At 61.3% G+C, this 20273-nt stretch carries 14 protein-coding genes; 11 read left to right on the forward strand and 3 right to left on the reverse strand.

The genetic code is table 11. The features are described 5' to 3' along the window. Positions 1-331: 331 nt before the first annotated feature. The 7 genes from mtrA to secA all read left to right on the forward strand — a co-directional run bounded on the left by mtrA (position 332) and on the right by secA (position 10772). Positions 332-1006: an MtrAB system response regulator MtrA gene (gene mtrA / locus ACFVSI_RS09830; protein ID WP_144649950.1), complete on the forward strand. Its 675-nt coding sequence runs from the start codon at positions 332-334 to the stop codon at positions 1004-1006. A gap of 151 nt (positions 1007-1157) precedes the next feature. Further along, positions 1158-2954 carry an MtrAB system histidine kinase MtrB gene (gene mtrB, locus ACFVSI_RS09835; protein WP_387822767.1) on the forward strand — a complete coding sequence of 599 codons (1797 nt, stop codon included), beginning with the start codon at positions 1158-1160 and terminating at the stop codon, positions 2952-2954. Beyond that, entirely contained in the window at positions 2951-4669 is a 1719-nt protein-coding gene (locus tag ACFVSI_RS09840) for an LpqB family beta-propeller domain-containing protein (protein ID WP_387822555.1), read from the forward strand. The genes mtrB and ACFVSI_RS09840 overlap by 4 nt, the downstream gene beginning before the upstream one ends. A 119-nt stretch (positions 4670-4788) precedes the next feature. Next, positions 4789-5760 carry a ComF family protein gene (locus ACFVSI_RS09845; protein ID WP_387822558.1) on the forward strand — a complete coding sequence of 324 codons (972 nt, stop codon included), beginning with the start codon at positions 4789-4791 and terminating at the stop codon, positions 5758-5760. A 180-nt stretch (positions 5761-5940) separates the two neighbouring features. Beyond that, positions 5941-6669, forward strand: a complete 729-nt coding sequence (gene hpf, locus ACFVSI_RS09850) for a ribosome hibernation-promoting factor, HPF/YfiA family (protein WP_387822561.1) — start codon at positions 5941-5943, stop codon at positions 6667-6669. A gap of 26 nt (positions 6670-6695) precedes the next feature. Further along, positions 6696-7985, forward strand: coding sequence for a winged helix-turn-helix domain-containing protein (locus ACFVSI_RS09855; RefSeq protein WP_387822564.1), 1290 nt, complete (start codon positions 6696-6698; stop codon positions 7983-7985). A 42-nt stretch (positions 7986-8027) separates the two neighbouring features. After that, positions 8028-10772 carry a preprotein translocase subunit SecA gene (gene secA, locus ACFVSI_RS09860; protein ID WP_387822567.1) on the forward strand — a complete coding sequence of 915 codons (2745 nt, stop codon included), beginning with the start codon at positions 8028-8030 and terminating at the stop codon, positions 10770-10772. Between the two features lie 124 nt (positions 10773-10896). Here secA and ACFVSI_RS09865 read toward each other — a convergent pair whose 3' ends face one another. Then, positions 10897-11376, reverse strand: a complete 480-nt coding sequence (locus ACFVSI_RS09865) for an Rv3235 family protein (RefSeq protein ID WP_387822570.1) — start codon at positions 11374-11376, stop codon at positions 10897-10899. Positions 11377-11500: 124 nt separating this feature from the next. Continuing rightward, on the reverse strand, positions 11501-12229 hold the full coding sequence (locus ACFVSI_RS09870; protein WP_387822572.1) for a LysM peptidoglycan-binding domain-containing protein: 729 nt from the start codon (positions 12227-12229) through the stop codon (positions 11501-11503). A 192-nt stretch (positions 12230-12421) separates the two neighbouring features. Between ACFVSI_RS09870 and ACFVSI_RS09875 the strand changes: the two genes are divergently transcribed. Further along, the gene (locus tag ACFVSI_RS09875) at positions 12422-12994 is read left to right on the forward strand and encodes a hypothetical protein (protein ID WP_387822575.1); all 573 of its coding nucleotides are present in this window, start codon (positions 12422-12424) and stop codon (positions 12992-12994) included. Positions 12995-13011: 17 nt separating this feature from the next. Here the strand turns inward: ACFVSI_RS09875 and ACFVSI_RS09880 are convergent, their stop codons facing one another. Beyond that, complete coding sequence (locus ACFVSI_RS09880) at positions 13012-13227, reverse strand: helix-turn-helix domain-containing protein (protein WP_144659791.1); 216 nt, start codon at positions 13225-13227, stop codon at positions 13012-13014. Between the two features lie 156 nt (positions 13228-13383). Between ACFVSI_RS09880 and ACFVSI_RS09885 the strand changes: the two genes are divergently transcribed. The 3 genes from ACFVSI_RS09885 to ACFVSI_RS09895 are packed head-to-tail and all read left to right on the forward strand — an operon-like array spanning position 13384 to position 20249. Further along, positions 13384-14028 carry an SAF domain-containing protein gene (locus ACFVSI_RS09885; RefSeq protein ID WP_387822578.1) on the forward strand — a complete coding sequence of 215 codons (645 nt, stop codon included), beginning with the start codon at positions 13384-13386 and terminating at the stop codon, positions 14026-14028. After that, positions 14025-15335 carry a CpaE family protein gene (locus ACFVSI_RS09890; protein ID WP_387822580.1) on the forward strand — a complete coding sequence of 437 codons (1311 nt, stop codon included), beginning with the start codon at positions 14025-14027 and terminating at the stop codon, positions 15333-15335. Before ACFVSI_RS09885 ends, ACFVSI_RS09890 begins: the two co-directional genes overlap by 4 nt. Positions 15336-15392: 57 nt before the next feature. Continuing rightward, positions 15393-20249 (forward strand): NAD-glutamate dehydrogenase, encoded by a 4857-nt coding sequence (locus ACFVSI_RS09895; RefSeq protein ID WP_387822582.1) that lies wholly within the window; start codon positions 15393-15395, stop codon positions 20247-20249. Positions 20250-20273 lie beyond the last annotated feature (24 nt).

Genomic DNA, 20273 nt, shown 5'->3' on the forward strand with positions numbered 1-20273 from the left:
CCCCACTGTGGCTGGTTTCCCCATGCCGGTTGGCCGCCCCACTGCGGCTGGTTTCCCCATGCCGGTTGGCCGCCGGGTGGCGGATTATGGCCGTGCTCAGGCTGTGACACGTTTCCTCCCCATGAGGTCCTGTCCGCCGACATTCGACGTCCCCCATGCGGACCTTCGCACCCAGCCTATAGTCCCGCCGTCGTCCCTCATAGCCCGCCGCACGGCTGGCGTTCGCGGGCGCGTCCGTGAAGTGCAGTACGGTGGAATTGCCCCTTGGGTGCGCCATGCCGTGCGCGGCGCCCAGCAGGACAAAGACTTGGTGATAAGGGAATATATAACTATGAAGGCACGCATTCTGGTAGTTGACGACGACGAAGCACTTGCAGAGATGATTGGCATCGTCCTGCGCAATGATGGCTTCGAGCCGGTGTTCTGCGCAGATGGCGGCCAAGCTCTTGAGGTGTTCCGCTCGTCCAAGCCGGACCTGGTGCTCCTGGACCTCATGTTGCCAGGTTCTGACGGTATCGAGGTATGCCGCCAGATCCGGGGGGAATCGGATGTCCCCATCGTCATGCTCACCGCGAAGTCGGATACTTCGGACGTTGTCAGGGGACTCGAGTCCGGCGCGGATGACTACGTGCCCAAGCCTTTCAAACCAGCCGAACTCGTTGCCCGTGTCCGGGCGCGGCTCCGCCCGGGCGAACAGAAGGCCCCCGAAACCCTGCGCATCGCGGATGTGACCATCGACGTCGCCGGGCACCTGGTGACCCGCGGCGGCGAGCGTATCTCGCTGACGCCCCTCGAGTTCGACCTCTTGGTGGCTTTGGCACGCAAGCCGTGGCAGGTTTTCACCCGCGAATTGCTCCTTGAACAGGTGTGGGGATACCGGCACGCCGCTGACACGCGTCTGGTCAATGTGCACGTCCAGCGTCTGCGCTCCAAGATTGAACGCGATCCTGAGGCGCCCGAGGTCGTTTTGACGGTGCGTGGTGTCGGATATAAAGCAGGTTCCTGAGTCTCCGGCCGGAGAAGCCGGCAAGCAGGGCAGCGGCACGGGGCCACTAGGTACAGAGACGGACGGCGTCGGCACCGACACCGTTGAACAGTCCGGCGCGCCCGCCCAGTCCGACACCGCCGAACCACCTCCGCCGCGTAAAGCCCGTGACCTGCGGTGGTTCCTCACGCGTGCCCGGATCTGGACCCGGCGTGGGCTGATCCTGATTCTTCGGGTCTCCCGACTCATTTCCATCGGCGTGCGCCAGATAAGGCCGGGCCTGCGCTTCCTGTGGCGTTCGATCCTTCGCCGCTGGCGGCGGTCCCTTGAATTCCGCACCGTCCTGACCACCCTGCTCCTTGCGGTGACATCGTTTGCCATTGTTGGCGCTTACCTGTCCAACCAGATCGCCAACAACCTGTTCCAGGAACGGCTCGCCCAGGCAGAGTCCGAGTCGAGGTACAACGTCAAACAGGTTCAGGACACGTTCGACGGCGCGCAGGTCACCGACCAGTCCAGCGTCATCACCCTCGTGTACGACACTTTGACGGCGGTGGAGGGCCGTGGCTCGGTCATCCAGCGAAGATATGTCTTCGAAGCCGCGCCGGAACAGACCAAGCCCCGCAACCGATGGGTGGAGTCGAGAGCCTCGGACCAGTTGACCATCCGGGTGATTCCTCCGGATCTCCGCAAAGCCGTTCAAGAAGGCGGCAAGCAGCAATTCTGGGCTCCCACCCAATTCCCCGTGGGCAACGAGGACCGCCCCGGGATCGCGGTGGGAAACAAAGTGACCTTCAACGGCACTGTCTATGAGCTGTACCTGATTTATGACCTCAACACCGCGCAGCAGACGTTGGACGAGATCCAGAACGTCTTGTGGGCCGGCGGGGCGGCCCTCGTCCTGATGATCGGTGCGATTGCCTGGTACGTGACCCGGAACGTCGTCAGTCCGGTGAGCCATGCCGCCGTCGTGTCCGAGAAGCTGGCCGCCGGGCAGTTGCAGGAACGGATGGTGGTCAAGGGTGAAGACGAGGTAGCCAGGCTGGGGGCATCCTTCAACCACATGGCCGCCAGCCTCCAGGAACAGATCACCCAGTTGGCCACGTTGTCGCAGATGCAGCAACGGTTTGTTTCCGATGTGTCCCACGAACTGCGTACTCCGCTGACCACTGTGAGGATGGCCGCCGAGGTTCTGTTCGACGCCCGTGATGAGTTCGATCCCATGAACAAGAGATCGGCGGAGCTGCTCTACTACCAGGTTGAGCGTTTCCAGTCCTTATTGTCGGACCTGCTGGAGATTTCCCGGTTCGACGCCGGAGCAGCGGTGCTCGACGCCGAACCGCAGGACATCTTCCAGGTAGTGGCCCATGTCATGGAAGGTGCGGCACCCGTGGCCGAGGAGTACGGTTCGGAAGTCCGCCTCAACGCCAGGCAAAAAAGCATCATCGTGGAGATGGATTCGAGGAGGATCGAGCGGATCCTCCGCAATCTGTTGCTCAACGCCCTTGAACACGGCGAGGGCAAGCCGATCCATATTTCCGTCGCGGCCAACCACGACGCCGTGGCCGTCTGCGTCCGGGACCACGGTATCGGGATGAGCCAGGCTGAAGCCGCCCGGGTGTTCGACCGCTTCTGGCGTGCGGACCCTGCCCGGGCCCGGACCACCGGTGGCAGCGGCCTGGGCTTGTCCATCGCGGCCGAGGACACCAAACTGCACAACGGCTGGCTTCAGGCGTGGGGCCGCAAAGGTTCGGGATCCAACTTCCGGTTGACCCTGCCCCTTCGCCAAGGAGAGACCATCGCCAAGTCCCCGCTTCAACTCGAACCCGCAGACATAGAATTTCCCGGCTCCACGAGCGAACGCCAAGTATTGGTTCTCGGCACGGAGACTGCGAGCACCCTACCCGGTTCCCAGCGCAAGAACGATGAAGCCACTGCCACGGATCATGAAGCGGGGGACAAGCCATGACCAGGCCCGGACCCCGGAACCGGAGGGTGATCGTGGCGCTGCTTGCGGTGCTTATGCTCCTCCTGTCCTCCTGTGCTCAGATTCCCCGTTCCGGCCCGGTGGGCAAGAGCAAGGACGAAGGCGCAGGAAACCCCAACGCGCCGGTCTTCTTTCCGGCCGCGCCTCGGGCAGGATCCAGTCCTGAGTCAATCATTGAGGACTTCTACATGGCCGGCAGCGGCTACGAGGACGACTATCCGGTGGCGCGCCAGTACTTGACGCAAGCACAGTCCGTCACATGGAAACCGGATAAGAGGGCACTCGTTTTCCGCTCGGCGGAAGTGGTGAAATCCTCCGTGGAAGATGAGTACCTCTACGTCCTCGACCTCGCCTACTCCGTGGATGCCGACGGCGTAGCAACCCAGTATCCGCCGGGCACCAAGGAGACCATCCCGCTGACGCTTGAACAGGTGGAAGGGGAATGGCGGATCTCCAAAGTCCCGGACGGAACAGCCATTCCGGAAGAAACCTTCAAAGTAATCTACGGGGCGTACCCCATCTACTTCTACGACCCGACCTTCACGTTCGCCGTGCCCGACTACCGCTGGTTCATCAAGAAAAATACGGTCAAATCCATGACCAGCGCCCTGCTTGCCGGCCCTGCGCCCTACCTTCGTGGCGCGGTTGTAAGTGCCTTTCCGTCGGGCATGAAGCTCGCCCGAGAATCGGTGCCGGTGGTCTCTGGCGCAGCCCAGGTGGATCTGTCGGCCAAGGAATTGTTTGATGCATCCGCCGAGGACAGGCAAAGAATTCAGAACCAGCTGGCGCTGACCTTCCGGAGCCAGCCGGATGTCATCAACGTGCAACTGCGCGCCGACCAGGACCTGGTCCGGGTGGAGGACAACGGAACAGTCCTGCCACCCGTGGTGGACAAGACAGTTCCTGCCCACCAGATCGCAGTGAACAACGGGGAGTTGGTCCGCTACGAAAACAACCGGATCACGCCCCTGCCCGACATCCAGTCGGTTGCCGGGCTTGGGCCGCATTCGCCTGCTGAGTCACCCGCTTCCCAGACCGCTGCTTTCCTGAACGGCGACAAGACCACCCTCTACTCGATCGAGCCGGGTCAAGCGGCCCGCCCGCTGACTACCAGGAGTACCCTTACTGGTCCGTCCTTCAGTCCGCAGGACTGGGTTTGGACAGCTGGTCCCGGGGCCAACGGGGCGGCCGAGGTGGTGGCCTACAAACCGACAGGCATCGCACCGGGAACAACCATTCCCAACGTCACCATCACCCCGCCCTGGCTTTCAGGCCGCACCGTGAAGGACTTCAGGGTCTCCAGGGAAGGGACCAGGGCGTTGGTTATTTCCGAATCCGCCGGAAAATCCACGGTTCAGATCACCGGCATCGTCCGTAATCCCGATGGTGTGCCCAAAGATCTCACCGCTCCCATCACCCTGCTGACCACCGGAGCGGCGAACCAGGGAGTCTGGGTTAATGCGTCCACGGTGGCGGTGATGGCTGGTTCGGCAACATCCACCGTAGTCCCTGAGCTGTTGTCCCTGGCCTCGGGTGAGGCCCAGCAGCTCGCGCCGTGGGATGGCCTGACCAGCATCAGCGCCGGCAATGGGCCGGAGCAGATCTACGGGCAGTCCGAGGCCGGAGTCTTCCAGCGCGTTGGAAACGGTTGGGAGCTGCAACTGAAAGGCCCCACGGAACCGGCTTTCCCTGGCTGACATTGCTCCCCGGCAGGCTATCGCCCGGCCATTGAGCCAGGCAGGATGGTGTTGACGGGATATCCACATGGGACGCAGCGTGGGTTTTTTCGTCCGAAACATCCGGGCAGGCTGGCTTCATGATCGATCCACCCAGAACTGGTGTCATGGGCCGGCAGCGAAACGGCCGGGGGAGGGATCCGGACCTCGCTGCCCCGGATCCCGTCCGCGTGCTGCGCCGTGGAAGGGACCGTAGCCGGCTTGGACGGTTGGTGACTGTGTTGGAAGGGACGCTGCAAGACTTCCGGGCCGTCCTGGTTCCCGTCGAATGCATCTGTTGCGGGGCCGAAGACGCAGTACTGTGCGGTGATTGCGCCAAGCGCGTACGCCGGATCTGTGCCCAGCCATTCCGGGCAGAGCACCAATCGCCTGCTCTGGTCATGGTGGACGGCGCGACCGGAATCGGGGTTGTTGCCGCAGGACCCTACCGCGACGAGCTGGCGCAATGCCTGCTTTCCTTCAAGCACTTTGGCCAATGGCGCGTAGGCGGTGTTTTGGCAAGCTGCCTGGGCAGGGCTTTGGGAGCGGCGCTCGGCCATCAGGACAACTTTTGCCTTGTGCCTGTCCCGACCAGCGGCAGGGCGTACCGAAAGCGGGGATTCAGCCCGGTGCACCTGATCCTGCTCATCGTGCGTTTACGCCGGATCGAGCCGCAGCACCGGCATCTCGATGTATTGGAAAAGGTGCCGGCCCCCCTGTCCCGAAAAGGCAGCATGACGCCGTTGCCGGCATTGGTGCAAAGGATTGCCGACGTCGTGCCTGGCCGCGGAGGCTCACGTTCGGCATCCGGACAAAAAGGGCTTGGGCGGGGTGAACGCGCCCGTAAGGTCAGGGGATCCATGCGGGTCAAGCCTGGACGGGCGGGGCAGATCAGGGGCGTCCGCTGCATCCTTGTGGACGATGTCCTTACCACTGGAGCAACTCTTGCGGAGGCAGCGCGGGCTGTGGAGGCGGCCGGGGGTGTGGTGTGCGGAGCGGTTGTCCTGGCGGCCACGAGGCCACCAGCCTACGCCTCCATGACAGCACCCTGCGACCAGCCATCAAGTCATTAAGACTCAATCAAAAAATAAGTGGCCAAAGGATGAATAACGCGTGGCGATGAACTAACGTCGGTTGTGGGTACCAAGAAAAGATGTACCTGTCGATAGCGGCTCGGAAAGGGGCTCGACTGTCCGTCAGACCAGCCCCCAACAGTGCCGTTGTCGTGTCACCTGAGTTATTTGGAGGGCACCATGGAGTTCATGATCAGCGGACGAAATCTGACTGTTTCAGACCGCTTTCGCGAATATGCTGGCGAGAAAATCTCAAAGATTGAATCGCTGGGGGACAAGGTCCAGCGGGTAGACGCCAAGGTTTCCAAGGAAACCAATCCCCGGCAAACGCCGGGCGAGCTCACCGTCGAAGTGACCGTCCTGGGCCGTGGCCCCGTTATCCGTGCCGAGGCCACAGCCGCTGACAAATTCGCTGCCTTCGATCTTGCGTACAACAAGTTGCTTGAGCGGCTTCGTCGCGCAAAGGACCGGAAGAAGGTGCACCACGGCCGCCACACCCCCAAGGCCGTTCGGGAAGCTACCGCAACCCTTGAACCTGCAAGCACCAACGCGCCTCTTTACGTCGAGGCCAGCAACCACCAGGAAGCCAACGGGCAAGCCGAAGAACGTTCGCCCTATGAGATCGAGAACGACATCCCGGCCGGAGATTCACCGGTCCTGATCCGTCGTAAGGTGTTTCCCGCGGCATCCCTGACACTGGATGACGCCGTGGACAACATGGAACTGGTGGGACACAACTTCTACTTGTTCCTGGACAAGGAAACCAACGCACCGTCGGTTGTTTACCGGCGCAGCGGCTGGACCTATGGTGTGATCAGCCTCGATTCCACGTGTGAGCCTGGCGAAGAAGCCGTCGAGGAAAAGATCATCGCCTATCGCTCCGACGATCAGGCCGCCAACGCCAAATAAGGCCTGTATCTGACGAAGGGATCCCAATGACCGCTTCGCTGAGCCTCTCGCAGGCACGGCGGATCGCATTGGCAGCTCAAGGATTAGCCAAAGTCCGGCCCACCGGCCCCGTGACGCCACGGGCGGTGGGCCGGACTTTTGACCGATTGCAGCTTGTCCAGATCGATTCTGTAAATGTGGTGGCGCGAAGCCACTTTCTTCCGTTCTTTTCCCGGCTGGGAAACTACGATCCCGGCATTCTTTCCTCCATGGCCAGCCGGAAGCCCCGCAGGATGATGGAGTACTGGGCGCACGAAGCCAGCTTTATCCGCCCGCAGCACTTCGCTGATTTGCTCTTGTGGCAGAAGCGCGCATGGGTTGGGGCGCATCGCCTGGATCCCGGTGTCCGCCGCGACATGGAAGACCGGATACTGTCGGCGTTGGCTGCTGGGCCTCCTTTGACGGCGGCGGAACTCACCGCGAAGCTGGGGCATGCCCCCACGGCAGAGCGGGACAACTGGGGCTGGAACTGGAACATCGTCAAGAGGGTTCTGGAACACCTGTTTGAAGAAGGCCGCGTTTCAGCTGCTTCGCGGACATCGCAGTTCGAACGCAAATACACCCTCACCTCCCGGGTGGTTCCGGCCGGTACGGAGGCTGCCGTGGACGCCGTCGAAGCCCTTGACCGACTTATCGACGCGGCAGCCCAGGCCCATGGCATCGGCACAGTCCGGTGTTTTTCCGACTACTTCCGGACGCCTGTCAAGGCTGGAGCCGAGTCTGTTCGAAGGCTTGTAGCTGCCGGCGTCCTGGAACCGGTATCAGTTCGAGGATGGGATCGGGAGATTTTCAGGCATGCCGGCGCAAAGCTTCCCCGGAAGGCCGAAGGGCGGGCGCTGCTGAGCCCCTTTGACTCCCTCGTCTTTGAGCGTCGCCGCCTTGAGGAGCTTTTCGGCTTCCACTACAGGATTGAAATCTATACGCCCGCTGCCAAACGCCGCTTCGGATACTACGTGCTGCCATTCCTGCTGGGGGAGCGCATTGTGGCCAGAGTCGACTTGAAGGCCGACCGGACCACCGGCCAGTTGCTGGTGCGTTCTGCGTACGGTGAGCTCAGCGCTCCGGCGGATACCGCCGTCGAGCTTGCAGCCGAACTCGAGCTCATGGCAACCTGGCTTGGCCTGCGGGAGGTGGTGGTATGGCCGGCAGGGGATCTTGCCGGCGATCTTGCGGAGGCTCTTGCCGGACAAACCGTAAGTCCCACAGCGGAACCGCAAAACGCCAGTCCGCTCAGAGGTGAACCCGGACACGCCTCGTTGGTCTCTCCCGTAGACTGAAACAGCCAGAATTCGGCAGCATGAGACTGGGAGCACTTTCACGTGGCATCACTAATCGAAAAACTTCTCCGCACGGGTGACAAAAAGACCCTCAAGCAACTGCGGAACTATGCCGATTCCATCAATGCCCTGGAAGAGTCGTTCAAGTCCTTCACGGACGCCGAACTGCGCGCTGAGACAGACCGCCTCCGGTCCCGGCACCAGGACGACGGCGAATCGCTCGATGCCTTGCTTCCCGAAGCCTTCGCTGCCGTGCGCGAAGCGTCCTCCCGGACCCTGGGAATGCGCCACTTCGACGTGCAGCTGATGGGTGGCGCGGCACTCCACCTTGGCAACATCGCCGAAATGAAGACCGGTGAAGGCAAGACCCTTGTCGCGACGGCGCCCGCATACCTGAACGCGCTCACCGGCAAGGGCGTCCACGTGGTCACGGTGAACGACTACCTCGCCGAGTACCAGTCCGAACTTATGGGCCGCGTTTACCGCTTCCTTGGCTTGACCAGCGGCTGCATCCTGGCAAACCAGGACCCCGCCGTGCGTCGTGAACAGTACGCAGCCGATATCACCTATGGCACAAACAACGAATTCGGCTTCGACTACCTCCGCGACAACATGGCCTGGGATGCCAGCGAGCTCGTCCAGCGCGGACACAACTTCGCAATTGTGGATGAAGTCGACTCGATCCTTATCGACGAGGCCAGGACCCCGCTCATCATCTCCGGGCCTGCCCAGGGTGACACCAACCGCTGGTACAGCGAGTTCGCCAAGGTGGTCCTTCGACTCCAGCCTGATGTCGATTATGAAGTGGATGAGAAGAAGCGAACCGTCGGTGTCCTCGAAGCCGGAATCGAAAAGGTGGAGGACTACCTAGGCATCCAGAACCTCTACGAATCCGCGAATACACCGCTCATTGGTTTCCTGAACAACGCCATCAAGGCCAAGGAACTGTTCAAGCGGGACAAGGACTATGTCATCCTCGACGGCGAGGTCCTGATCGTTGATGAGCACACCGGCCGCATTCTTGCCGGTCGCCGCTACAACGAAGGCATGCACCAGGCCATCGAGGCCAAGGAAAATGTTGAGATCAAGGCTGAGAACCAGACGCTGGCCACGGTAACGCTGCAGAACTACTTCCGCATGTACTCCAAGCTCTCCGGCATGACCGGTACAGCCGAGACCGAGGCCGCCGAGTTCATGAGCACGTACAAGCTCGGCGTGGTTCCCATCCCCACCAACCGCGACATGCAGCGCATCGACCAGTCAGACCTTGTGTACAAGAACGAGGTCGTGAAGTTCGACGCCGTCGTGGAAGACATTGCAGAGCGGCATGAAGCGGGCCAACCTGTACTGGTCGGCACGACGAGCGTTGAGAAGAGCGAATATCTCTCCAAGCTCTTGGCCAAGGAGGGTATCCGCCACGAAGTTCTGAACGCGAAGAACCACGCGCGTGAAGCGTCCATCGTTGCCCAGGCCGGCCGAAAAGGCGCCGTGACTGTTGCCACCAACATGGCCGGCCGTGGAACTGACATCATGCTCGGCGGCAACGCGGAATTCACAGCCATCGCCGAACTCGCAAAGCGCGGACTCGATCCGGAAGAGAATTCCGAAGAGTACGAGGCCGCATGGCCCGAGGCACTCGCCGCAGCCAAGCAGGCTGTCAAGGATGAACACGAAGAAGTACTGAACCTGGGCGGTCTCTACGTCCTGGGCACGGAGCGACACGAGTCCCGCCGGATCGACAACCAGTTGCGCGGCCGCTCCGGACGCCAGGGCGACCCCGGTGAATCCCGCTTCTACCTCTCCCTGACAGATGACCTCATGCGGTTGTTCAATTCAGGGGCAGCTGAACGGCTCATGAACAGCTCGGTGCCGGACGACGTAGCACTTGAGTCAAAGCTTGTTTCCCGTGCTATCGCCTCGGCGCAGGGACAGGTGGAGGCGCGGAACGCCGAACAGCGCAAAAACGTCCTCAAATACGACGATGTCCTGAACCGGCAGCGTGAAGCCATCTACGGCGACCGCCGTCGGATCCTTGAAGGTGACGACCTCCACGAGAAGGTCCAATACTTCCTCGAAGACACCATCAACGCCCTCATCGATGCTGCAACGGCAGAGGGCAATGGCGACGATTGGGACTTCAACCAGCTGTGGACCAACCTGAAGACCCTGTACCCGGCGACTGTCACACCTGAAGAAATCATCGAAGAAGCAGGCGGCAAGTCCCGGATCACCGCTGACTTCCTGCGAGAAGAAATCCTTTCCGATGCCCGTCTCGTCTACCAGGCCCGCGAAGAAGCCATTGGCTCCGAAAGCATGCGGGAACTCGAGCGGCGCGTTGTCCTGTCAGTCCTTGGACGCAAGTGGCAGGAGCACCTTTACGAGATGGACTACCTCAAGGAGGGTATCGGTCTCCGGGCAATGGCACAGCGCGACCCCCTGGTTGAATACCAGCGTGAGGGCTTTGTCATGTTCCAGAGCATGATGGAGGCCATCCGGGAAGAAAGCATCGGGTTCCTGTACAACCTCGAGGTGGAAGTGACGCCGGCCGAAGACGTCGTCGTGCCGGATGATTCTGCCGCAGGGGGACACGCGGAGCATCATGATCCCCAGATTCGGGCCGCTGGGCTGCAGGCACCGGAGAAGCCGGCTCAGCTGCAATACACTGCGCCCGGCGAGGACGGCGCTACGCAGACCCGGATAGAGGGTCGTGGATCAGGTCGTTCCGGAAACCCGGCCAAGGCTGCAAGCCAGGAGCAGCGCAAACCCGCCAAGAAGAAGCGCCGTTAGCCTGGATCCGGCACTCAGCCGGTAGTCATCGCCAACAAAGGGGGGCGATCCCGAGGACGCAATGTTCCCCAGGGATCGCCCCCTTTGACATATTTGGGTGGTGGACATTGGTCGGCGAAGCAACCTACCCGATCTCCAGTGCCGTAACGCGCCACGCGCCATCGTTTCGTTCAAGCCTCATGGCGACGGCCCGGCAGCGGCCTTCCTCCGCGACAACGATGCTTGCTTCGCAAATTGATTCACTGATGGAACAGGCGCGCACCGATCGGACCATCGGGCTAAGGTGTGGCTGTGGAGTCCCTTTGCTTCGCGCTGCATGTTTGCGTGTCAGGGCAGCCCGGTGCTGAAGGGCCAAATAGCAGTCCGGGTCCAATGAACCCGATAGTTGAACGAGCGGACGAGTACCGGCAAGCACTTCGACGGCGGCTTGGGCAATACTCCGAGCCACCAATCGGATGTCTGTATCTCCGGCGCCACCTTTGGCGCCGGAGGAAGCGGTGGCTCGTAAAACTCTTTGACGGGTGTCTGGCCGGCCTGCAGTAACAACGGACATGGTCATACCTCTGGCATTCACTACTTGAGCGAAAGCGCGGGGAACGCTCATGCTCGGGTGGCTTCTGCTGGGATGACGTTGGGTTTGGGATGGGAGGCGCGGTTCCGCCCCTGAGTGGGCGGTTCTTAATTCACGGAAGTCCGGATTCGGCCTTGCGTTGTTTCGCGGGCAGGCGCTATGCGGGTTCTGGAGGTTGAAGGATCTGCCCCGGAACGAGCACGGAGGGATCGGCCCCAATGATTGAGCGGTTCGCGGCGTACCACTTTGGCCAGGCAACGGCTACATCCACGTCAGTCGAAAAAGGTGCAAGCCTCGCCGCGGCAATTGACCATAGCGTGTCGCCGGCTTTCACCTCGACGCTCGTCTCACTTGCTGTTGGGGCTTCCCTGGAGCCGGGCCGGCTGAGCAAGCCGGGAACAACCAATGGAGGATTGGGCCTCCAGCTTGGATCGGGCGCGTTTTCCGTCGAATTCCCGCCGTCGACGATGGCCAGCGGGGAGCCGGCTCCGTTGCCGGAGGCCGGAGTGATGGCGCCGGAGAGGGTGCTGCTGTGGGTCGACGTGGGAAACCACTCCGGGTTTGGTGCAGCGTCTGCGTGCGCCAAACCACCGCCAAGAAGATTGATGCCGAGGACGGCTACGGCGAGCCTGACCATAAAGGCGGGGCTGTATTTGGAGAGGGCTGCAGCTCCCTTACCGGCCCCACTCTTATGCAGGAGCGCTGCCAGAAATGCCACCACCAGGGAAAGGGCCCACCAGGCAACAATCGCGGTTCCGGTGGCACTGGCCGTAAATCCGGCAAGCACGTCGAACGAGAAACTCTGATTGTGCCGCTGGGCGTTGTCCCACTGGGCGACCAGGATGTTGCCTATCAAGGCCAGGAGAAGCCCCAGCCCCAAAGTCATCACAGCCAGTCCAGTGTCTCTACGCAAGGATCGTGCCATTCAAAGCCCCCAAGCTTCGTTTGATGCAGTTTGATGTAATTTGATCAACCTCGGAATCCATTCTCAACATAATTTCACGCGCCTGTCCAATCGCGAGGCAAGCCCGCAGGGCAGGATTGGTCTTGGCTCCGTTATGCAGCCTAGTCTGACCACATGAGATGGGACTCTCTCTTCAACGATTTGGAAGCACAATTTTCGGCAGAACGCTCCCTGGAGAAGGAAGCAGAGATCACCGAGCGGGCCAGGGTAGAGCTGGCCGGTATCGAGCTCACCGATCGGTTGCGCGCTGTTGGTGCTGGTCGGGTAAAAGTTGTCCTGTCGAGCGGAGCCGCACTTCTCGGAAGCATCAGTCACATGGGAAACGAGTGGTTCGTCCTGGACGAAGGTGTCCGGCAGTGGGTGATTCCCTTCCCGTCGGTCATCACCTATCAAGGGTTGGGGCGGTTGGCAATGAAGGCTACTCCGCGGCTTGTGAAACCGTTGGGCTTTGCCGCGGCTTTGAGGGCGCTGGCCCGGGACCGTGCCTCGGTGATTGTGCATGTACGGGCACAGGTGCCGCAAAGCTTTGAAATAAGGGGAGTCATCGACCGTGTAGGTCGGGACCACTTCGATGTTGCTGTGGTGCAAGAGGGCGAAGTGCGACGGGCGGGTAATGTCGCCAGTGTTGTGGCCATCCCCTTCGGGGCACTTGTGGCCGTCAGTTCAGCCAGCAGCCCGGACTTTTAGGCGCGGCGCTGCCCCGATCAGCGTGACTTGGACTTGGACTCTTCAATCATTCGGCTCGCTTCTGCGTATCGGTCCTGAATGTACTGCTCAAGCATCGTTTCTTCGATACGCCACTGCCCGCGGCCACCCACCTGGATCGCCTTGAGCTCGCCACTGCGGACCAAGGCATACGCCTGCGGGGAATTGATCTGGAGTTGTTCGGCGACATCGGCCAATGTCAGGAATCGGGGCATGGCTCCATATTGCCACTCATATAGGCATTTGGTGTAGTTATCCACAGTTCCGTCCTCTTTGCGGCTGAACGCTTTGGTTGGACATGGCCTGACGGTAAGAATAAGGAGGCAGGTCCGCCGACCATGCCTCTAGCCAAACCCGGGGGAGTAGAACACATGGGCCCGAGCGTAAGTCCTGCCGCCGCACGAATCAGCAAGCCCTCGTGGAGGGATCCCAGGCTGTTGGTAGGTATCTTGCTGGTGTTCCTGTCCGTGGCAGGAGTGGTGGCGCTGCTTGGAAATGCCGACAAGACGACACAGGTTTATGCCGCGAGGGAAGACATCGCTGTGGGCCAAATGGTGACGGCTGAAGACCTTTCCATCGTCAAAGTGCGGTTGGATGAGGTGGAGGCCGGCTATGTATCGGTTGAAGATGGTCTGTCCGCAGGAAAAGTCGCACTGCAGCGGGTGGCCAGGAACCAGTTGCTTCCACGCGAAAGCCTCGGCAATGCCGATGCTTTGAAAAGGAAACCGGTGGCCATCTCCATGGATCAGGAGCTGCCTACCCAAGCTGTTCCCGGTGCCCGGGTGGATGTTTGGATTGCCATGCCGGGAACGGGCACGGCCTACGACAATCCACAGCTGCTGTTACCTGGTGCGGAAATTTCGGAGATCACTCACGGCGCTACCACTCTCGGAGCATCAAAAACCACAAGCGTGCTCGTCCTCGTCACGGACGCTCAAATGCCAAAACTGCTGGGAGCCCAAGCCAACAAGGCCAAAGTTTCCGTGGTCTGGAACCCGGCGGGGCTCGCCTCATGAGCATCCCGGTCGTAACGGTCGGTGCTGCACATGAAGCCGTAGTTGATGGCTTGGAACGCCTGCACGGTCCGGTAACCGTTGTGCGCCGGTGTTCCGAACTCACCGAGCTGCTGGCTGCCTGCCAGAGTGGGCTGGCGCTCGCAGCCATCGTCGGTGACGGCTCAGAAGAACTGACCACTACGCTGGTGGACAGGCTGGGCGCTGTGGGGGTCTCCGTTGTTGCCTTGACGGACAGCCCGGGCGAGGCCAGACGGCTCCGTTCCATTGGGGTAGTCGCTGCTTCTGCGGATATCGAACCAGTGCTACTCGCGGCCGAGATTTCCGAGGCCGTGGAACGCGCAAGCCGGTACGGTCGGGCAGACGGTCCTCGCAGCACGGGTTTTGCCGATCCCGGCGTGGATTCTCCCTGGGTGCAGCACCCGGAGGAGGCCTTGGGAGAGCCGGGTGTATCAGGACGGATATTTGCTGTGTGGGGACCGGCGGGCGCCCCTGGCCGGACCTTGCTGGCCGTGAACATGGCCGCGGAGCTCGCTGCCGATGGCCAGTCGGTCATATTGGTTGATGCCGACAGCTACGGCGCGAGTGTTTCGGCGATGCTGGGGCTTCTGGACGAATCGGCCGGGTTGGCCCACGCCTGCAGGCTTGCCGACCAAGGACTGCTCGATGTCGAGGCCCTGACGGCCGCGGCGAGTGAGGTCTTCACGAAGGCGGGTTCCTTTCACGTATTGACCGGTACCACGCGGGCCGATCGTTGGACCGAACTGAGGGCCGCGGCTCTGACCCTCGTGCTGGAGAGGGCCCGGCAGCTGGCGGACGTCGTGGTGATTGACACTGGCTTCTGCCTCGAAGCTGACGAGGAGCTCAGCTTTGACACGTTGGCTCCCCGGCGAAATGCATCCACCCTTCGCAGCCTGGAGTTGGCCGATGTTGTATTCGCTGTGGGATCCGCGGACGCTATTGGGGTGCCGCGGCTCGTGCGGGGATTGGCTGAACTCGAAGTGGTTGTTCCGCAAGCATCGCCGAGGGTAGTGCTTAATAAGGTCAAACGCTCCACCGTTGGTTACTCTCCGGAGCTGCAATTGGATGATGCCTGGAACCGCTATGGGCCGGGCATCGGCATCGAGGCGTACATTCCGTCGGACCCGGAAGCTTGCGATGCAGCACTGCTGTCAGGCTCCGTCCTTCTGGAATGTGCACCAGAATCGGACATTCGACGCGCCATCGCCGGACTGGTATGTGCTCCTGTCCATCAAAAACGTCATTCCTTTGGACGAAGTGTCAGAGCTCTTCGTCGTCTTAAGCGCTAGGCTCGGCATGTGGGCTGCAGAGTCGCAGCAATCAACTTGTGATGGAGGCGTTTGTCGATGTCGTCAGGATCCAGCGTGGAGGATCGGTCCGATGCAGCAGTTGTCCGTGAAGGGTTCTTCGGTGACTACTACGAGCACCTCGCAGAGGAGGACGCCCGGGCCTACTCCCCGGAACTGCTGATATCCAGGGCCGCCAAACACAAGGCGGTTGCCCAGTCGCGACGACCCGGCAATGCCTTGGTCGAAATTGGCAGCGAGTCTGACCGGAACGTTGTTTACATTGTTACGGACGACATGCCTTTCCTGGTTGACTCGGTCAACGCCGAGCTCGTGCGCCAGAATTGCGCCATCCGCATGGTCATGCACCCATTGTTCGTCGTCACCCGGGACCGGGTCACTGGCGAAATGAGCAGCGTTTCCCGCGTTCCTTCCACTGTCGGAATTTCCAGCGGTGACACCGCTGCCCTGCCCAGCATCGCCCATCTTCTGGGCGACGGGGACAACGCATCACACATGGAGTCATGGATTGCGGTCGAAATCGACCGCGTCAGCGATGACACGCGTGAACAGTTGGTCGAGGGCCTGCACCGCGTGCTCGGAGACGTAAGGGCCGCCGTCGAGGACTGGCCGAAAATGCGCAGCAAGGCGCTGGAGCTGGCCGAAGCACTGGGGGGAGTCTCCCATCCGGAGCAAATTGCTGAACTGCGCCAGGCGCAGGACCTTCTCCGATGGCTGGACAATGGGAACTTCACCTTCCTGGGGTACCGCGAATACGACCTCGTGAATGAAGACGGCGAAGACGTTCTCCAGCTTCGTGAGGACAGCGGCCTGGGGCTCTTGCGCGCCGGGGACACCACCCGTCAGGTCCAACACCTGACAGACGCCGGACGGAAGAAGGCGAGGGAGAAGCGTGCCCTGGTCATCACCAAGGCGAATTCCCGTTCGACAGTCCACCGGCCGGCGTACCTTGATTACATTGGCGTCAAGAGCTTCGACGCCCAGGGCAACGTCAATGGCGAACGCCGTTTCATTGGACTGTTTGCGACGAGCGCCTACACCGGCTCTGTACGCAGCATCCCCATTGTTCGTGACAAAGTCGATGCAGTACTGCGCAATGCCGGGTTCCCGATCGATTCACACTCCGGCAAAGACCTCCTGGGCATCCTCGAGACCTATCCCAGGGACGAACTGTTCCAGATAGAGATACCGGACCTGGCCGCGACTGCCATGGGAATCCAACGACTGCAGGAGCGCCGCAGGACGAAGCTGTTCCTGCGGCCGGACATTTATGGCCGCTTCATGTCCGCAGTCGTCTACCTGCCCCGCGACCGCTATACCACCAGCGTCCGGCTCAGGATCGAGCAGGAACTCCGGGAAACGTTCCAGGCCGAGACCATCGACTACGAGGCCCGGATAACGGAATCCGCGCTTGCCCGTGTTTTCTTCCGGATCAGGCTTCCACGCACCGCTGAGCTCGCTGAAGTCAATGCGAAGGAACTCGAACACCGACTGATGCGGGCGTCGAGGTCCTGGAGCGAGGGCATCACCGAGGTCCTCCGCGAGCACCACCCGGCCGAAAGTGCAGATGCTCTGTCGGCCCTCTGGGCCGAAGCGTTCCCCGCCGGATACCGCGTGGATTACGAAGTCGAAGACGCCCTGCAGGACATCGAACGTTTCGAGAAGTACGGTGCCCAGGCGGAGCGGACCGGCGAGCCCATCAGGAACGTCAGGCCCGGCGTCCACGTATATCTGCCCGAAGGCGCCGGTGAAGCACTGGAAGAGGATGCCCGCGTCAAGCTTTACCTGATGGAGCCAAAGAGCCTCAGCCAGATTCTTCCCTACTTCCACAACCTCGGCTTGGAAGTGCTGGACGAGCGGCCCTTCGAAATCGAAACCGCTGATCACCGCGACTTCTTCCTCTACGACCTCGGGTTGAAGTACCCCACAGGAGTCGACCCCCTTGCCACCGGAAGTCTCTTGGCCGATTCCTTCGGTGCTGCGGTAACCGGTGCCGTGGAGTCGGACAACTTCGACCGGTTGGTGCTCCGCGAAGGCATGCACTGGCGTCAGGTAGTTGTGCTTCGGGCGTACGCCAAGTACATGCGCCAAATGGGAAACACGAATTCCTTCGGCTTCATCGCCGATACCCTCCTGGGCAACCCGGATGTGGCACGTGGACTCATTGAGCTCTTCTCGGCACGGTTCGACCCATCCGTGGCGGACGATGTCCGCGATGAACGCCAGGATGCAGCGCGGACCTCCCTTGCCGAGGCTGTGGAGCAGGTTGCCACCTTGGACGCGGACCGTGTCCTGCGTACCTTCATCAACCTCATTGAATCCACCCTTCGGACCAACTACTTCCAGAACAAGGAATACCTCAGCTTTAAGCTGGACCCGACCTCCATAGAGGGACTGCCGTTCCCGCGCCCGATGTTCGAAATCTGGGTCTACTCGCCACGCGTCGAGGGCGTACACCTTCGCTTCGGCAAGGTGGCCCGCGGCGGTCTTCGCTGGTCGGACCGGAGGGAGGATTTCCGAACCGAGATTCTCGGGCTGGTCAAGGCCCAGACAGTCAAGAACGCCGTCATCGTTCCGACGGGCGCCAAAGGCGGCTTCTTCGCCAAGAAACTGCCGAATCCCGCAGTGGACCGCGCCGCATGGATGGCGGAAGGCATCGAAAGTTACAAGACGTTCATCCGGGGCCTGCTGGACATCACCGATAACCTCGTGACGTCGAGCGACGGCGAAAGGCTCGTCCCGCCGTCGGACGTCGTTCGTCACGACGGCGACGATTCCTACCTTGTGGTTGCGGCCGATAAAGGCACCGCAACCTTCTCGGATACAGCAAACGGGCTGGCGGCAGAGTACGGCTTCTGGCTGGGCGACGCCTTCGCTTCCGGCGGTTCGGTGGGTTACGACCACAAAGCGATGGGCATTACGGCCCGCGGAGCCTGGGAATCGGTTAAGCGTCACTTCAGCGAGCTTGATCTGGACACCCAGACCGAAGAGTTCACCGTCGTCGGCGTGGGCGATATGTCAGGCGACGTCTTCGGAAACGGCATGCTGCTCTCACGGCACATCCGCTTGGTGGCGGCCTTCGACCACCGCCACATCTTCCTCGATCCGACACCTGATGCTGCAGTGTCCTTTGCTGAGCGGCAGCGTCTCTTTGAGCTGCCCCGCTCTTCATGGGACGACTACGACCGTTCGCTCATCAGCGAGGGCGGCGGAGTTTATGCCCGCCAGGCCAAGACCATCCCTGTTTCGGAACAGGTACGGAAGTCCCTGGGACTGCCCGACGGCATAACACAACTCAGCCCGCCGGAACTGCTGCGGGCGATCCTGCTGGCACCGGCGGACCTCCTTTACAACGGCGGCATCGGCACCTATGTCAAGGCCAGCACGGAAACCCATGCTGCTGTGGGGGACAAGGCCAACGACGCCATTCGTGTTGACGGGCGTGACCTGCGGGTCAAGGTTGTCGGTGAGGGCGGAAACCTTGGTTTGACCCAGCGGGGACGTATTGAGGCCGCTTTGCAGGGCGTGATCCTCAACACCGACGCCATTGACAACTCTGCGGGTGTGGATTGCTCGGACCATGAAGTCAACATCAAGATCTTCGTGGATCGGATGGTGGCGGCAGGCAAGCTTCAGGAGACTGAACGGGCTGCCTTCCTGGCCGACATGACCGACGAAGTAGGCCGCTTGGTACTTCAGGACAACATCGACCAGAACATCCTGCTGCTCAACGACCGGACACGGGTCGCCGAGTGGAGCCCCAGCTACGAGCGGCTCATGGACTGGCTGGAGAAGTCCGCCGACCTCAAGCGGGACCTTGAAGCGTTGCCGACCACCGACACCCTTCGTGCCCGCCTGGAACAAGGTCAAGGCCTGACGTCGCCCGAACTGGCCGTCCTTTCGGCCTACGCGAAAATTGAGCTCAGTACTGCGCTGCGCGACAGCAACCTGGCTGATGATCCCTGGTTCTCGGACACGATCCGCAACTACTTCCCGAAGCAGTTGCGCGAGAAGTTCGACGCCGATTTGGACACCCACCCGCTGCGGCGCGAGATCATCGCAACCGTGGTGGCCAACGACATCATCAACCTCGGTGGCATCACATTCGCGTTCAGGGCCATTGAGGAAACCTCGGCCAACGAGGTCGCGGTAGCGAAGGCGTTCGTAGCTTTGCGCGAAATCTACGACCTCGACCCCATGGTAGCGGAGCTGAACGCGCTGCCGGCATCCTTCCCGACCGAACACTGGAGCGAAATCCACCTGGACATCAGGCGACTGCTTGACCGGGCCGTGCGTTGGGTACTGGGGCAAGGAATTGCCTCGCAGCCCATCGCCAGCGTCGTGGATGCGTTCAAGCCAATGATGGCGCCGTTGCGCGCCAAGCTTTTGGACTACCTGCGTGGAGAAGACAAGGTCCGCATCAGCGGCTGGCTCGACAAGGCGCTGGGATGGGACCTTCCCGAACACCTTGCCCGCAGGTGGGCCGAGCTCTTCGAAAGCTATGCCCTTCTGGACATCGCGCGGATTGCCCAGACAGGCAAGGAGAGCGTTGAGAACGTGGCCCACGTGTATTACACGGTGTTCAACCGCTTCCACGTGGATTCGCTGCTGGAGCGCATCAGTTCACTGCCGCGCGATGACCGCTGGCAGGCGCTGGCCCGCGCAGCCCTTCGGGATGACCTGTACTCAACAGTTGCCGACATGACTACTTCGGTCCTTGAAGCAACGGAGTCCAACGCATCCGCGGAAGACCGGTTGAAGGACTGGGAGGAGCTGAACGCCGAGCAACTGGGCAGGGCGAAGACCATGTTCGACGAGGTCAACGCGCTCGAGGCCGACGACATGGCCTCACTGTCGGTAGCATTAAGGCTCTTGAGGTCAATCGTCCGACGCTAGGAAGTTCTCCGCGTCGCAAATGGA

Source organism: Paenarthrobacter sp. NPDC057981 (assembly GCF_042886835.1).
Lineage (GTDB): Bacteria > Actinomycetota > Actinomycetes > Actinomycetales > Micrococcaceae > Arthrobacter.